The organism is Prosthecobacter sp. (assembly GCF_049294395.1).
Lineage (GTDB): Bacteria > Verrucomicrobiota > Verrucomicrobiia > Verrucomicrobiales > Verrucomicrobiaceae > Prosthecobacter.
The window spans coordinates 1-15,154 of the sequence record NZ_JBAQCR010000001.1; the positions used below are offsets into that span (position 1 = coordinate 1).

Sequence of the window (15,154 nt, forward strand, 5' to 3'; positions counted from 1 at the left end):
GCTCAACCCCTCGCTACAGGCTTGGATGGCTCCGCCATCGGCAGGAGGGAGCTTCGTTCCTCACTGAGCGGCCGCAGTCCAAAACGCGGCAGGAGCGCGGAATTGATTCCGCAGCACTCCGCCGAAGCGCCAGACTCTTGCTCACGAATCCATCTCCTTGAAGCCGAGGATCAGCTTGTTTGCGGCATTACCATGTGGACGGCACACGCTTTAGAACGGCGGTGCTGGAGGCAAAAGCGGCGGCATGGGTGCTTGCGGAACCGAGCGAAGCGAGATAGACGACCGCAGGGAGCCCGAAGGGGAGCGAAGCGAATCAATGCTGCGGAATCAATTCCGCGCTCCTGTGAGGCAGCGCCCCGCCACCCACCCCAGCACCGCCACCCCACAACAAAAAAGCCAAGCGGAATGAACCACTTGGCTGTTTTTGAAGTTCTAAAAAAGGCCGGTGTTACTCGGCGTTTTCTTCGACGTAGCGGACGACGTCGCCCACGGACTGAAGCTTCTCAGCCTCTTCGTCAGGGACGTCGATGCCGAATTCTTCCTCGAAGGCCATCACCAGCTCGACGGTGTCGAGTGAGTCGGCACCGAGATCTTCGATGAACTTGGCTTCCTGGGTGACCTGCTCGGGATTCACGCCAAGCTGTTCAACGATGATGTCTCTAACTTTTTCTGTGATGTTCTCTGCCATAGATTGGGGGTGTTGGGATGGGGCGGAGCTTTAGCGGCTGCATTTGCTTTGGCAAGGGGAAATTCCCGCCTTTTTCAAACTCAAACTAGTGCCATTATTTTTCCTTCTCCGCAGATGGGGATTCTGGGGCTGCTGTTTCGCTGACTTTTTCAATCAATTCGCCACTGAAACGAGCCAGCAAACGCTCCAGCACTTTGTCTGCGCCGCCGTATTTCAGATCGTCGAACACCTCACGTTTTTCGGGACCACCGGCTGTGCGGTACCATGCGTAGGCCAGCCCCTTGTGCTCCCACTTGCGCTTGTCCACGCGAAAGACATCGGCGTAGCGGATCTGCGCTCCCTCGGGAGACACCCAGTGGTCGGCCTCGCCACGCAGCACCTTGCCGCGATTCCGCAGGATGAGGATGCCTGAGATCAGCGCCCCGACGAGGCAGCCGTAGCCATAATAAAACTGCTCGGCGATCTCACGGTCGCTGTAGAGCTTCGGCTCCTCCGGCCAGCCCTTCTTCGCGGCGTAGCTTTTCCAGCGGGGTGAATCCCCGTCCACGCCGGTGGGCATGCCCCTGGCCTTGGCATCCTCCATCCACTGCGGGAGGCGACCTTCTTTCTTGGCGGCTTCAAACGAGGGCAGGAACTCCTTCATGAACTTCTCCTTCTCCTGCGCGATGGCCAGCTCCTGCGGATAGCCCCTCATGCCGTCATGGAGAAACACGAGGCCGAAGATCAGGAACAGCGCGGCCAGCATGCCCATGCGGCGGTAGTACCAGGATGTAACGCGGCAGAGGATGGGCTCCGAGGCCGATGCGGGAGTGGTGGGGGCGGTTTCCATGAACGACTGACTCAATCGCAGCCTCGGGGGGAAGCAACACGGGATTTTGTGTGACAAACTACGCGCACTTTTGCAATGCCCGAGAGATGCCCAAGCGGGCATGGTGTGCGTAATTAATGGCAACCCCATTCAAGAACCATGTACTTTGATCCTCTCTACCTCCTGCTGTTCCTTGGCACGATGGCGCTGTCCGTCTATGCCTCCTGGCGCGTGAAGAGCGCCTATGCACGGTATTCACAGGTGCCGGCACGCTCCGGGCTCTCGGGAGCGCAGATCGCCCAGCGCATCCTGGACATCAACGGCATCCGTGATGTGACCATCAACCCGATCCGCGGGCAGCTCAGCGATCATTACGATCCCTCGAACAAGCAGCTCATGCTCAGCGAAGAAAACTACTACGGCACCAACGTGGCCGCGCTGGGGGTGGCTGCGCATGAGTGCGGCCACGCCATCCAGCACCAGCAGCTCTACGCCCCGCTGCAGTGGCGCATGGCGGCGGTGGGCATCACCACCATCGCCGGGCAGATCATTCCCTTCGTCGGCTTTGGCCTGATCTACTTTGCGCCCAAGATCGCCCTGCCCATCCTGGCCCTGTGCTTTGGCGTGGTGATGCTGTTTCAGCTGATCACGCTGCCGGTGGAGTTTGACGCCACGGCCCGTGCCAAGCGCGTGCTGGCCAGCACCGGAGCCGTGGCTCCCGGCGAGGAAACCGCCGCGATGAGCAAAGTGCTGGACGCCGCCGCACTGACCTACGTGGCCGCCTTCATCAGCGCGCTGGGCACCTTCCTCTACTACGCCATGATGCTGCTCGGCGGGAACCGGCGGGATGAGTGAGCCTGCACGGGGACGAAGAAAGCTACCACACGCGGCGTATGGCTCCCATGCGCCGCGTTTTATTTGCCCTCGCCCTGCCATGCCTCGCCTATGCGGAGGATGTTCCACCGATTCGCGGACTGAGCCGCACGAACCTCCTCGAATACCATGCCAAGGACGGCACGACCAAGGTAGCCACCAGCGCCGCCGAATGGGCGAGCCGCCGTGCGGAGGCGCTGGCAGGGTTTCAGCAGGTCGCGGGTCCCCTGCCCGGCCCGGAGCTGCGCTGCGCGCTGGAGCCGCAGATCGTGGAGGAAACCGACTGCGGCAGCTATGTGCGCAGGCTCATCACCTACACCTCCCAGCCCGGCGGCAAGGTCACCGCCTACCTGTGCATTCCCAAAACGGCGCTGGCAGGCACGAAAACCCCGGCGGTGCTCTGCCTGCACCCCACGGAGAACAAGATCGGCTTCAAAGTGGTGGTGGGCCTGGGTGGCAAACCCCACCGGCAGTACGCGCAGGAACTGGCCGAGCGCGGCTTCGTCACGCTCTCGCCCAGCTATCCGCTGCTGGCGGATTACCAGCCCGATCTGAAAGCCCTGCACATGCCCAGCGGCACGATGAAGGCCATCTGGGACAATCTGCGCGGCCTCGACTACCTGGACTCCCTGCCCTACGTGGATCGCAGCCACGGCTACGCCGCCATCGGCCACTCGCTCGGCGGACACAATGCCATCTTCACCGCCGTGTTTGACGACCGCATCCAGGTCATCGTCTCAAGCTGCGGCTTTGATTCGCTGCTGGACTACTACGGCGGCAACATCAAGGGCTACGTGCAGGAGCGCTACATGCTGCGCATGGCGGACTACCTCGGCCACCCGCAGGACTGCCCCTGGGACCACTACGAACTCATCGCCTGCCTCGCCCCGCGCCACGTTTTTGTGAATGCGCCGCTGCGGGATGCGAACTTCCGCTGGCAGAGCGTGGACCGCATCGCAGCCGCAGCTCTGCCCTTGTTCAAACTGCATCAGGCGGAGTCACACCTGCAAATCGCCCACCCTGACTCCGACCACGACTTCCCCGACACCGAACGCTTTGCCAGCTACGAGCTGATCAAGCGCGTGCTGCAGCCTGCACGATGACGGCTCTGCCCGTAGGTTGGGCGTGTTTGGCGTCGAAGACATTGCCACGCCCCCAGTCCCTCCGCCAAACCGCCCGACTGCGAGGACGCTCACAGACCCGAGTGTTTTCAGAGCGCTCATGGACGGGCGGGCTGTCGCCACACCCATCCTACGTCCAAGCACAAGTCTAATGCCGCGCACCCGCCTGCTCAATGACGCGCACCAGCCGGGGGCACAGCACCGAATGGGAAAACTCCGCTCCGAGGGCCCTGGCGGCCGCATTGACCGGCTGCGTGCCGAGGGACATGGCATCGCGGATCTGCTGCACGATGGCAGGCACATCCCCGTTGCGCGCCACACGCCCGTGCGCCGGCTGATCGAGCCGCCGCGCCAGATCGGCGCCGTGGCTTTGATCCGGACCGATGAAGAGAAATGGAATGCCGAGCGTGAGGATGTTGTAGATCTTGCAGGGATGCACGATGCCCACAAAAGGATCCCCCATCACCACCAGATGCAGATCCGCCGCTGACAGCGAACCCGAAAGCTTCTCCATCGGCTGATACGGCAGGCAGGTGATGTTTTTCAGCGCCTTCTCTTTCGCAAATGCCTGCACCTTTTTGAACTCGCTGCCACCGCCCACAAACAGAAAGTGCAGCCGCTCCTCCCCCTGCATCTCCTCCGCCGCAGCCAGCACGGCATCCAGCGGATGGCAGGGGCTGTGATTGCCGGAATACATGACGACGAACTTGCCCGTGAGCCCGTGCTCCGTGCGGAAGGCCTCGCGTGCGGCCACGTCGTACTGGATCGCCTGATCGTGCGACCACGGCGCATCGGTATGAATCACCTCAGCGCTCACCTCTTTGGCCATCACGCGTTCCGCCATGAAGCGGTCCAGCGCGATGATGCGTGAGGCACGCCGGAAGCTCCAGTTTTGGATGAACGTAAGCGTGCGCTCGACGAGGCCCCCGGCCTTCAACCAGCCAGCAGCCACGGCTTCATCCGGATTCAAATCCATCACCCACGGCACCACCGCACCGCCTTTGAGCTTGGCCACCACCGTGCCGAGCGTGGAGATGAGCGGCGGCGAAGTCAGGCAGACCGTGACGTCCTGCCGGGGCATGAAGAGCAGGATGCGCGTGGCATTGCCCCAGAAGATGGCGAAATCCACCAGACGACGCCACTTGGCTTTCTTGCCAAGGCCCGGCGTCCAGATGCGGCGGATGTCGATGCCGTGCCAGGTCTCGCGCACCGGATACCGAAGCTCCGGATTGTCATAGCCACGCGACGCTGCCACAACCGTCACCTGATGGCCGCTTTTGACCAGTTCATGCGCCAGATCCGTGAGGTGCTGCGCCGTGGCCACGTGATCCGGATGGAAGCACTGGTTGAGCAGAAGGATTTTCATGACTTTGGCAACTGACACTCGCACCTCAGAATGTGGAACGTCGCGGAATAACACCCGCTGAATCCAAGGCTACGTCTGCGCCGCAACCCGCAGCGCGCGGTTTCGTATGCGATTCTTAGCCGCGCAGGCGGTTGGACCGCATCTCCTCCAGGAACGACGCATAGGTCTGCGCCAGCCCGTCTCTGAGCGAGATGCGCGGCTGCCAGCCGAGCTGGTTCAAGCGCGTGGTGTCCAGCAGTTTGCGCGGCGTGCCATCCGGCTTGGATTTGTCCCAGACGATCCGTCCCTTGTAACCCACCACTTCGGCCACCATCTCCACCAGTTCACGAATCGTCACATCCGTGCCACAGCCGACATTGACCAAATCCGGCGGATTTTCCAATTGCAGCAGAAAGGCGCAGGCGTCTGCCAGATCATCCGCATGCAAAAACTCGCGCTGCGGCCGACCGGTGCCCCAGGCCACCACTTCGGGCAGATCCGACATCCGCGCCTCATGAAAGCGCCGGATCAAAGCCGGCATCACATGGGAGTTCTGCGGATGGTAATTGTCGTTGGGGCCGTACAGATTCGTCGGCATGGCGGAGTGATAGACCACGCCATACTGCTTGCGGTAGTATTCGGCCATCTTGAGCCCCGCGATCTTGGCAATGGCGTAGGCCTCATTGGTCGGCTCCAGCGCCGAGGTGAGCAGGCAATCCTCCGGCATGGGCTGCGGAGCCAGCTTCGGGTAAATGCAGGAACTGCCGAGAAACAGAAGACGCTTCACCCCGGCCTTCCAGGCACCGTGGATGCAGTTCGTCGCAATGGCCAGGTTTTCATAAATGAACTCGGCGGGATAGGTGCTGTTGGCGTGAATTCCGCCCACTTTGCCAGCCGCGATGATCGCTGCATCCGGCCTTTCAGCCTGATAAAAGGCCGCGACCGCCGCCTGATCAGAGAGATTGAGTTCCTGCCGTGTGCGCGTGACGAGCGTCACGCCTGCAACGTTTTGGAAACGCCGCACCAGCGCGCTCCCCACCATGCCTGTATGCCCGGAAATAAACAGCTTCATCATGCTTCAATACGTTTCACTCTGGCCTCGTGTTCAGCCAGCAGGAGATCGGCGTCCACCATTTTTTTCACCAGCTCTTTGAACCTCACCTTGGGCTCCCAGCCAAGCTGCCTGCGGGCCTTCTCCGGATTGCCGATGAGCAGATCCACCTCGGCGGGGCGCTCGTAGCGGACGTCATGCATCACGTGTAGCTCCCAGTCGAGACCGAGGAGCCCAAACGCCTCCTGGCAAAACTCGCGCACGCTGTGGGTTTCATTTGTCGCGACGACATAGTCATCCGGCTGCTCCTGCTGCAGCATGAGCCACATCATCTCCACATACTCACCGGCAAAGCCCCAGTCGCGTTTCGCATCGAGATTGCCCAGATGGAGCTTGTCCTGCAGGCCCATTTTGATGCGCGTGGCGGCACGGGTGATCTTGCGTGTGACAAACGTCTCCCCGCGGCGCGGCGATTCATGATTGAACAGGATGCCGCTGGAGGCATGCAGACCGTAGCTCTCCCGATAGTTCACCGTGAGCCAGTGGGCAAAGACCTTGGCACAGCCATACGGCGAACGCGGCCAGAACGGCGTCTTCTCCGTCTGCGGCACCTCCTGCACCTTGCCAAACATCTCCGAAGATGAGGCCTGGTAGAAGCGCGTCTTCTTCATCAGCCCTGATTCACGGATGGCCTCCAAAATGCGCAACGTGCCCAGCCCGTCCACATCCCCCGTGTATTCAGGGATGTCGAACGACACCTTCACATGCGATTGCGCTCCCAGGTTGTAGATTTCATCCGGCTGCAGTTCATACAACAGCTTCACCATCTGCACCGCATCAGCGAGGTCCCCGTAGTGCAAAATCAACCGCGCTCCAGCCACATGCGGATCCTGGTAGATGTGGTCAATGCGTCCCGTGTTGAAACTGGAGGAGCGGCGGATGACTCCATGCACCTCATACCCCTTGGCCAGCAGCAGTTCCGCCAGATACGAACCGTCCTGCCCCGTGATGCCGGTGATGAGTGCTTTTTTCATTTCGATGATATAGGAATGAATCTGGTCTGGCACCAACCGTTTCAGACGAATAAACAACCAAGGACGCTCTCAACGCCTAGCGGCATCCTTTGGCCGCTGCCACCTCTGCGACTTCAAGAAAGCGTCTGCGTGCGGTTTCAATGGCAAACTGCGTCACATACAACTGACGCGCCTGCCGTCTGGTGATCATCTTCTCATCAGCGGATTTGCGTGACCACCCCTGCAACAACTGCAGGGTGCCAATCACGGTGTCGTCAGCAACCAAACCAGCGCCATGTTCTGCAATGAAAGGTGCCGTATTCACCTTGTCGGACAGCAGCACCGGAACTTCACACGCCAGCGCCTCCGCCACCACGATCCCGAAATTCTCCTGATGCGACGGCAGCACCAGCACTTCAGCGGCGGCCAGTTCACGCCATTTGTCGCGTCCAGTCACTCCGCCCGCAAAAGACACATCCACACCGATTTTCAACCCAAGCGAGGTGCATAGTCCTTCGAGCTCTTCCCTGTAATGAGCCGCATACGGCGGACCCACAAAGCGAAGATGCACAGACTTGCCAGGATCATCAGTCTCCTGCCAGCGAGCGAAGGCTTGAAGAAGCAGGTCGCACCCCTTTTTGGGATGGAGCCGGCCAAGGAACAAAAACATCCTCCTTCCAGCCAGGGAGGGATGGGCGCTCTCAAACTCGGCTTTCAGCACCTCCGTTGAATCCGGCGGCTCTTCAACCCCAAGCGGCACAATCACCTGCTCTCCGCGAATCTTCCCCAGCTTGGGTGCGGCCAGGCGGCGCTCATCCTCCGTGGTAAAGCATACGCAAGCCGCCTGCCTGAACACTTGCCGGTTGAATGCCCACCAAACAGCCCATTTCAGCCACCTCGACTGCCTGAGCGCCCAAGGGTCCAGCATGCCATGGGGATAAATGATCACCGGCACATTCGCTGCTCGCGCCGCCCTGGCTGCCGCCAGAGCATGATATTGCCAGAGACCATGCACTACGACGACAGCGCCCGGTTGCAGCAGATCTCGCAGCCCGGCCTCCCAGTTCGGCGTCCAGCCAAACTTGGTTTTCGCCGGCCCCAGCAAACGCACCGGGCAGGACCACTCACTGCCCCAGCCAGTTTTCGGATCATCCGAGCTCACCACCGTCGATGTCACCAAATCCGACGTCCACGCCAGCAGCCTTACGGCCTCCGTCGTACCGCCATGATCGGGATCTATGGAGTGGATGGCGTGAATGATCGACAAGGCCATTTTCAAGGAGCTTGTTCGTTTGGCGGAGTATTCAACAAACTTTCATAGACCTTGCGCATCTGCATTGAAAAGCGCTCGACTGAAAATTCCTGGGCCCGTAATCGGCCTTTCAGGGACTGCTGCTGGCGCCATGTCTCATCTTTCCGCAGACAATCTGCGATCATCGCTGCTGCACTTTCGCAATTTTCAGGATCAATGTATTCAATGACATCTCCACCAACTTCTGTCAGCGGTGGTTGGTTGGAGGTGAAGACTAGGCATCCACGCGACATGGCCTCAAGCACAGGCCAGCCAAAGCCCTCTTCAAGCGAGGGGAAAATCAGTGCCTGAGCCCTGTCATAGGCCGCCACGATCCATGAGGTAGGCGGTCGAGCCAACCAGATGACACGGTCACCGATTCCCAATTCTGCGACCAGTTGTCGCTCAATCTCGGTGGCGGGGTCTCCCATCATCACCATCTCCGGCATCGCAGCCAGACTCATGCGTTGAATGAGGGCGGCATAAATACGCAACACCCCCACACGGTTTTTGTACCAGAGCCCGTTGCCGACATGCAGCAAAAAGTTGACCGGCAGATTCGGAGGCGCCGCAGCTTCGACCTGTGTGTCGAACTCCGGATCGAGTGGGTTCAGCACCACATGAAAACGATGTTCATGCCCCACCAGACGCTCACAGTCCTGACGTGTCTTCTCGGAGACACAGACGAGGGTGGAAGGAAACCGCAGCGCCCAGAAAATATACCTTTGAAACCCACCCCTCCACCAACCCGCACGGCTTATGCTGGGGATGTCACCGATGGCAGCTCTCACGGCGATCAAATCATGTACAGTTACGATCACACGAAAGCCAGCCAGCCATGGAATCAACGGTCCCAATCCCTGATCGGTAACATGAATGACGCATTGAATCCCTTTCATGGCTTGGTAGCTGGCATGGCCACGCAAGAAAAGAGGGAAGAATACGTATTTGTCGGCAAAGCCAAGAACCTTCTGCACATGCGCAGGCATCCAAGACCTGCCCCCCAGCACCACAGGCGGATCCACTCGTTCGACAGAGTCTGCAAAGGTTTGTGTCACCGACTCTACGAGGTCAACATAACGCTTCATGCTTCGTAGACCGTCCGGCGCATAGGTTCCGGTGAGCAGCAAATGCAGAGCCCTGCGCTGCGAATCTGTACGGCGGCAATGAAACGTCGCCATGGCCTCACGGGTGGCAGCCACGAAGCGCCTGCGGCCTTCATCCAAAGTATGATCACTTACGCTCTCACGTGCGGCAGAACTAGCCTGATCCAGCTCATCAGCTGGAAGTTCCGCCAGCCGGCGCAGGGCTCCCTCGATCGCTTTGGCTTCAGAATTCGGGAGCAGCCAGCCATTCACCTCGTGGGTCACGAGTTCCAATGCCGCACCGGCATCCACCGTGGTAATGACCGGCAGGCCGGCCGCCAGCGCCTCAGGCACCACCATTGCCCATCCATCATGACGCGTGGGCAGGCACAGCACATCCGCCCGTGCATAGAAAGCAGGAATTTCATGCCACTCGCGAAATCCCTCCCACGACACTTGACCGGCCACCGATGAGAGAATCTGACGCATCTGTTTCTCCAATGGACCGGACCCGAGAATGATCAGTCGCAGATGGGGGTGGTCCCTTGCGGCGGCTCGAAACCCCTCGGCCAGACCTAGCACGCCCTTGCGTGAATTCAGCAGGCCTGAATACAGCACCACACGTTCCTTGCCCCGCACCTGACGCGGTTGACAGCGGAAGCGCTGCAGACCCGAAAAGTAGGGCAGATTCACATAGGTTTTCGTTGCCCCCCAATCACTCAGATAGCCCGCCACCCCGGCTCGCCCTATCGCCCAAATCGGCGCTTCACTTTTCGCGATCGGATAGAGCAGCAGCCTGCGTGCCAGACGGCCCAGCCACCCGAGGCGCAGAAAGCCCGGACGCTCGCCCCAGAACACCCAAGGGCGTGCGCTCAAGTGGCGGAGGTGGAGGGCCGCCAGTGCGAACCAGTGGGTGTAGTAATTGCACACCGTCAGGTCGGCAGCCAAAATCCAACGGAAAGCTTCGCCGGTCACCTCAAATTGACCTTCCAGTGCCAGATGCTCATGCAGCAGTTCCACCCGGCCCCAAGGATGCTCGCCATGCTGTCGCCGGAGGTAGATAACACGCAAAACGATCTCGCCACCGGCGGCGATCGCATTGAAGAACTCCACTTGGTAAGGCGAAGTCAGATAGGTCACCACGCAAACGGAAAAGCGCGGCGTCTCCTGCTTGTCATTGTCTTGGGCATGGAAAGCGGGATCTGTCATGAAGACGCAGGCGAAGAAACTACCGCCACCCGAAGGGGCAAACGACGCAGCAACAACCAGGATAGGACACCCGCAAATGACACGGGCGCACGCAGAGGGAGATATTGAACAATGGCGGCAGGAAGCGTCCGCAACGATCGCCGGATGACACGCCACTCCCCTCTTAGTGAGAGCTGCAGCAGGCGCCGCAGAATACTGCCTCCAGCCTGTGGCCACATTGCCACGGGGTAACGCAGCAGAGGAAAAATCACGGTATTGATCATCATCGCCACCTGGGTGATTTCATCCTCTCGTTCGGGTGGCAAATGGTCATGAAAGACTCTGAGTTCACCGGATTGCAGGCACAGCCCGCCCAACTCATGCAGTTGCAAGCTTACATCCACCTCCTCCAGATTATACGCGATCGGCACCGGCAGGTAACCCCGTGTGCGCCGGAACCAGTCCCGGTTCATCAGATGGCCGCAGCCTGGGTAAAACGCCTGCCGCCACAGACCTTGCGGGTCCGGTGACTCAAGGGGCAGGATACTGGCACAAAACACGGCTGTCTCAGGCAGTTCTGAGATCAGTTTCCAGGCCTTGGCAAAGTAGTCCGTGTCCTGCGGAAAGGAATCGTCGTCAAAGTGCGCCACCCACGGACAGAGAGCCTCCTGCATCAATCGGTTCCGCGCCCCGCCAGGGCCAACGAGCGCGCTTGAGTGTAGCAGCCGCACCTGTGGAAATTCCCTTGTCACCAGCGCACGCAATCCGTTGTCATTGCCGTCCAGGTGCACCAGAATTTCTGCTGGCGGCGGGGTGCATGCCTGCAGACGGATCAGGGTCGCACGCAACTGGTCAGACCGTCTGCAGGCAGGCACCGCCACGCTGATGGGTATGATCATTGCCTCCAATGCATTGGGTTTGGCATCCATGATGCTCGCTCCCCTTGGGGAGTTGCAGCCACGGACCATCTGCGGCGGGAACCTCTCATCGGACCGAATGGATCCCGCGGCCCGGCTGGGTGCTGGGCACACCCCGCCCCCGCCTGGCGGGCAACGATGGTTCAGCAAGCCTATCATTTGGAGTAGAGTTAACTGCCCCATTCCGGCGGCGCACGATGCACTCCAGACGGGGGATCAGACAGAATCCCCAGGTGGCACAAAGGAAAACATTGGCCGTGTGGTTCAAAGTCATGCCAGCGGGCATCATCACAAGATGATAGCAAAAGAAGCCAAGCGCCAACGAACGATACACTGAGGGAGGAAAGCGTTTAAAAGCCTCCCAACAATGAAAGAGCATCATCACTCGAAAACCATACCACATCAGAAATGCAAACCATCCCAGTTCCGCAAGTACTTGCCCAGTTTCGGCATCATACAGCGGGCAAACTCGTTTGGGCTGATCTATGTGGAGAGCATTCCGAATCCCATTCGAAGCTGGGTGGGACATGCCGATACCAAACCCCATGATATCCACCTCTTTGGCAGCCTCTAAAACTGCCCACGCAGGATGCCAGATCCGACCCGCCGTAGAATCATCGGCGGTTTTCCTCCGAATTTCGAAGGCCTGAACGGCTTTTTCGAAAAATATGCTCACCCCAGCTATCGACACGACAATGGCCATGATCAAATACAGAAATGTACTTTTATTTTTACCGATATTCATCATGGAGGAAGTTAACCCAACCACCCCTCCAATTACTAAAAGGAAAAGAACTGTGCCACGAGAGCCGGTCATAAAAGCGTTGGCTAACAACAATGGCAGATTGGCGAACAACAACACCATCTGCTTCTTCCCAGACATTGCCGTAAAAAGACACAAGGAGATGATAAAAAAGACGGTCACAAAGACGGCATGACCGCCAATGTAGGAGAAGGTCCCCGTGATTCGAGCACGGGCCGCCTGTCCCGCGCCAAAAGTAGCTACAGACTTCACTCCACCGTATTCGCTCGTGGCGTAGGTATTGAGGGGAGAATCTGGGCCCGCGAAGAATTGTGCGACACCGAGCAAACAGATGGGGATGGCGAATAGAGAGTAGCGAAACAACAGCGTCGTCATGTGTTGTTCATTCTTGAACAAGAGCGGAATCATGAAGGCAAGAGGCACATACCAGAGGTAGATTTTGAGCCCATAAATCGCTAGAAGCAGCGAGCCGATATTCGGGTTGAACGCCCCAAAAATTAACAACGAAACAAAAACGCAAAAAATGAAAGTGCCCGGCACCCGCAACCGCCAGGCGCGGGTATCCGGATCGGGAAACAGGAAAAACTTGAGGTAAGCCCCCAGGAGAATGATGTCCTTGAAGAAGTACACCAGTTCGGAGCCCTGCGGAAAAACCCACTTGCGTATGGCCCCTTCCAGCAAGGCCACAATCAACGCGGCATGCACGGCTCGCCGCCAGTTCATCATCGATAGAAAGACGATGATGATGGAAGCGAAGCCCCCTAACACCAGCATCTGTTGGATAGTCAGTTTCATGTCAATTCAGGAACCAAAGATTACAAATTTCACACAGCTGAAGCATATTTCGATCATGCCAACCATTCTTCAAACTGGGAATCAAGAGAGTGTTTGCGGCCTTTCGAAGATCGTTCTTGTCCTTTCGTGTTTCAAAAAACGTATCACACCGCAAAGAAAGCCTGCCCTCCTGCTCCGCCGAAAAAAGTTAACCGTGGATGCGGATTTTATTATATTTAAAGCGGAAATTTTCACTCAGGGGCGGATGCCACAGTAATGCCCAAGGTTCATCTTTCGGTGTAAGATGCATGATGTCCAGTCTACACCATGAAGTTTAAAACAACCTTGCGCAGTTGCTCTCGATAACGCTGCCAAGAATGCCCGTGACTCCAATCCAGCGCGGCGCGGCGCATCGACTGCAGGAGTACAGGGATGTCCGCTAGTCGTCGCAACCGGTCACGAATCGCCCCGGGATCTCGTAACGGCACTAGAAACCCTTCTCGGCCATCCTCGATCAGCCCTGCAAGCCCGGAATTTTCTGTAGTGATAACGGTGAGTCCACAGGACATGGCCTCGAGCAGGACCAAAGCCAGCCCCTCATACAACGTTGGGAGCACCAAAACGTCATGCTTACACATCTCTGCCAGCACCTCATGGTGGGACAAGCCCGCATGATGACGGTGATGGGAAAGAAAGCGGTCGAGCGCCTTAGAAGGCACGCTGGCAGTCCGGGAACCGATCACGGTCAGCGTGGCTGCGTCAGCCAGACCATCCATGGCCTCTGCCAGATAGGCCAGCCCTTTTCCTTGGTTTAGGCTTCCCACGTAAAGAATACGCAATCTCGGCTCCGTGAAACTTTCAACTGTAGACACTGAACTTTGAATGGGTTCCGGACATCCATAAGGGATCACACACACCTCCCCACGAAACGCTGGGGCCAGTTGCAGACTGTCGCGAACCACAGCACTGGGGACCAGGATGAGATCTGCCAGTTGCAGTTCCCTGTCCCGCCGCTGCATGGCAGCACTCGCCGCCTCCAGAGCCGGGAGCGTAGAAGCCCAGCCTGGCTGCAGAACCGCCTCTTGCGCTACAATGTCTCGTGTAAAACGCCAGTAGGGAGTGGGCAGTTCGTAGATCGTCTGGATCCCGCGTTGCCTGGCAGCCTCAAAGGTCTTCTCAGCTGCGCCCATGTAGGCGTAAACAGCATCTACTCCCTGGCTTCGCCTCACCGCCTTTGCCACATCCGTATCAAAGCGCCACAGAACCTTGTCCAGCGAACCCAGACGCTTGATCAAAGTACTTTTACGTAGCAGGGCCGATCCTCGGCAGGCCAAGCGCAGCATCTCACGGGCTGGATGGGCGCGCAGATGGGGACGTAGCAATTCAGGGAACATCCGTTGCTGCGCCATTCCACTGCGCCGTCCCAGCCGGGCGATCACACGTCGCAGCCACATTGGCACTACAAGCGTCGTATGAAACGCCGCCAAACTATCCACCTCTGCGAAAGCCACACCAGCAGCACAACTATTGGGGTTGCCGGTGAGGTGAGAGATGAGAATATTCACAATAAGTAAGAAATTCAATAATAATCAGGCAGTTATAAAAATTTACACTGTATCTAACAATTTGGGCCGAAAATATAACCACTTTTGCAAGGAATTTCTCGGTTCACCTACAGCTAAAGAAAGCTCCGAATCGCTTAGAAATGAAAGGTCTACGTTAGCACGCTTACTCCTATCACTTGTATCAAATGAAACTTCCTCTACTTCGTGTGTGCTTTGAAAAGACTCAATAAGTTTGGCATGCTTTTCCCACGGTGGGAGGTCATGAGATTCAACAATTAGTGTTGCCGTGTTCAAGTTCGGAATCGCCCCTCTCTGAAAGAGAACAAACTCATAGCCCTCACAATCGCTAATGATCAATGAGTAGGGAGAAAGATGCCTCGACAGCCATTTTAGCGAACAATAACCTTGCGTTTCCACATTAGGTGTGTTGTTCGATTCAGCAAATCGCCGTGTCATTCTTTGCGCCCATGGATCAGTATCAAATGCAATAACCTTGGTAGTTGGAAACCATTGCGCCAAACCGACAGCATAAAAACCAAATTTGGATCCTATATCAATAACCAATGTGAATTTACGATTTTTCTGTGCCTTCAGCCATGAAGCAATTTCCTGCTCATATGTTCCAAGTAAAAAGGGCCCCATCTGCTCAGAGTAAAGAAAACTGGGCAGGAT

12 protein-coding genes and 1 pseudogene are annotated in these 15,154 nt (G+C 57.9%); 2 read left to right on the forward strand and 11 right to left on the reverse strand.

What is annotated here, in order from left to right:
* Window positions 1-448 precede the first annotated feature (448 nt).
* Both WAW39_RS00005 and WAW39_RS00010 read right to left on the reverse strand, forming a co-directional pair.
* Window positions 449-688: an acyl carrier protein gene (locus WAW39_RS00005; RefSeq protein WP_294399132.1), complete on the reverse strand. Its 240-nt coding sequence runs from the start codon at window positions 686-688 to the stop codon at window positions 449-451.
* A 94-nt stretch (window positions 689-782) separates the two neighbouring features.
* Window positions 783-1,517, reverse strand: a complete 735-nt coding sequence (locus WAW39_RS00010; RefSeq protein ID WP_422314463.1) for a hypothetical protein — start codon at window positions 1,515-1,517, stop codon at window positions 783-785.
* 138 nt (window positions 1,518-1,655) lie between these two features.
* Between WAW39_RS00010 and WAW39_RS00015 the strand changes: the two genes are divergently transcribed.
* A complete protein-coding gene (locus WAW39_RS00015; RefSeq protein WP_422314465.1) occupies window positions 1,656-2,351 on the forward strand; it encodes a zinc metallopeptidase in 696 nt (231 codons plus the stop codon).
* A 47-nt stretch (window positions 2,352-2,398) separates the two neighbouring features.
* Entirely contained in the window at window positions 2,399-3,472 is a 1,074-nt protein-coding gene (locus tag WAW39_RS00020) for an alpha/beta hydrolase family protein (protein ID WP_422314469.1), read from the forward strand.
* A 166-nt stretch (window positions 3,473-3,638) separates the two neighbouring features.
* Here WAW39_RS00020 and WAW39_RS00025 read toward each other — a convergent pair whose 3' ends face one another.
* The 9 genes and pseudogenes from WAW39_RS00025 to WAW39_RS00065 all read right to left on the reverse strand — a co-directional run.
* Window positions 3,639-4,856, reverse strand: a complete 1,218-nt coding sequence (locus tag WAW39_RS00025; RefSeq protein ID WP_422314471.1) for a glycosyltransferase family 4 protein — start codon at window positions 4,854-4,856, stop codon at window positions 3,639-3,641.
* A gap of 115 nt (window positions 4,857-4,971) precedes the next feature.
* The gene (locus tag WAW39_RS00030) at window positions 4,972-5,907 is read right to left on the reverse strand and encodes a GDP-L-fucose synthase family protein (protein WP_422314473.1); all 936 of its coding nucleotides are present in this window, start codon (window positions 5,905-5,907) and stop codon (window positions 4,972-4,974) included.
* The gene (gene gmd / locus WAW39_RS00035) at window positions 5,907-6,920 is read right to left on the reverse strand and encodes a GDP-mannose 4,6-dehydratase (RefSeq protein WP_422314475.1); all 1,014 of its coding nucleotides are present in this window, start codon (window positions 6,918-6,920) and stop codon (window positions 5,907-5,909) included. The genes WAW39_RS00030 and gmd overlap by 1 nt, the downstream gene beginning before the upstream one ends.
* A 76-nt stretch (window positions 6,921-6,996) precedes the next feature.
* Window positions 6,997-8,172 (reverse strand): glycosyltransferase, encoded by a 1,176-nt coding sequence (locus tag WAW39_RS00040; protein ID WP_422314477.1) that lies wholly within the window; start codon window positions 8,170-8,172, stop codon window positions 6,997-6,999.
* Window positions 8,173-8,174: 2 nt separating this feature from the next.
* Window positions 8,175-10,484, reverse strand: coding sequence for a glycosyltransferase (locus WAW39_RS00045; protein WP_422314479.1), 2,310 nt, complete (start codon window positions 10,482-10,484; stop codon window positions 8,175-8,177).
* Window positions 10,481-11,392, reverse strand: a complete 912-nt coding sequence (locus tag WAW39_RS00050) for a glycosyltransferase family 2 protein (protein ID WP_422314481.1) — start codon at window positions 11,390-11,392, stop codon at window positions 10,481-10,483. Before WAW39_RS00050 ends, WAW39_RS00045 begins: the two co-directional genes overlap by 4 nt.
* Window positions 11,393-11,447: 55 nt before the next feature.
* Entirely contained in the window at window positions 11,448-12,938 is a 1,491-nt protein-coding gene (locus WAW39_RS00055) for a hypothetical protein (RefSeq protein WP_422314483.1), read from the reverse strand.
* A 299-nt stretch (window positions 12,939-13,237) separates the two neighbouring features.
* Window positions 13,238-14,500 carry a glycosyltransferase family 4 protein gene (locus WAW39_RS00060; protein ID WP_422314485.1) on the reverse strand — a complete coding sequence of 421 codons (1,263 nt, stop codon included), beginning with the start codon at window positions 14,498-14,500 and terminating at the stop codon, window positions 13,238-13,240.
* A 24-nt stretch (window positions 14,501-14,524) separates the two neighbouring features.
* A pseudogene (locus WAW39_RS00065) lies at window positions 14,525-15,154 on the reverse strand (hypothetical protein); the annotation flags it as partial.

Coding starts and splice junctions, on each gene's coding strand:
- WAW39_RS00050 (WP_422314481.1), bottom strand. CDS start 11,392: ATGGATGCCAAACCCAATGCATTGGAGGCAATGATCATACCCATCAGC.
- WAW39_RS00010 (WP_422314463.1), bottom strand. CDS start 1,517: ATGGAAACCGCCCCCACCACTCCCGCATCGGCCTCGGAGCCCATCCTC.
- WAW39_RS00045 (WP_422314479.1), bottom strand. CDS start 10,484: ATGACAGATCCCGCTTTCCATGCCCAAGACAATGACAAGCAGGAGACG.
- WAW39_RS00030 (WP_422314473.1), bottom strand. CDS start 5,907: ATGAAGCTGTTTATTTCCGGGCATACAGGCATGGTGGGGAGCGCGCTG.
- WAW39_RS00015 (WP_422314465.1), top strand. CDS start 1,656: ATGTACTTTGATCCTCTCTACCTCCTGCTGTTCCTTGGCACGATGGCG.
- WAW39_RS00020 (WP_422314469.1), top strand. CDS start 2,399: ATGCGCCGCGTTTTATTTGCCCTCGCCCTGCCATGCCTCGCCTATGCG.
- WAW39_RS00005 (WP_294399132.1), bottom strand. CDS start 688: ATGGCAGAGAACATCACAGAAAAAGTTAGAGACATCATCGTTGAACAG.
- WAW39_RS00025 (WP_422314471.1), bottom strand. CDS start 4,856: ATGAAAATCCTTCTGCTCAACCAGTGCTTCCATCCGGATCACGTGGCC.
- WAW39_RS00040 (WP_422314477.1), bottom strand. CDS start 8,172: ATGGCCTTGTCGATCATTCACGCCATCCACTCCATAGATCCCGATCAT.
- gmd (WP_422314475.1), bottom strand. CDS start 6,920: ATGAAAAAAGCACTCATCACCGGCATCACGGGGCAGGACGGTTCGTAT.
- WAW39_RS00055 (WP_422314483.1), bottom strand. CDS start 12,938: ATGAAACTGACTATCCAACAGATGCTGGTGTTAGGGGGCTTCGCTTCC.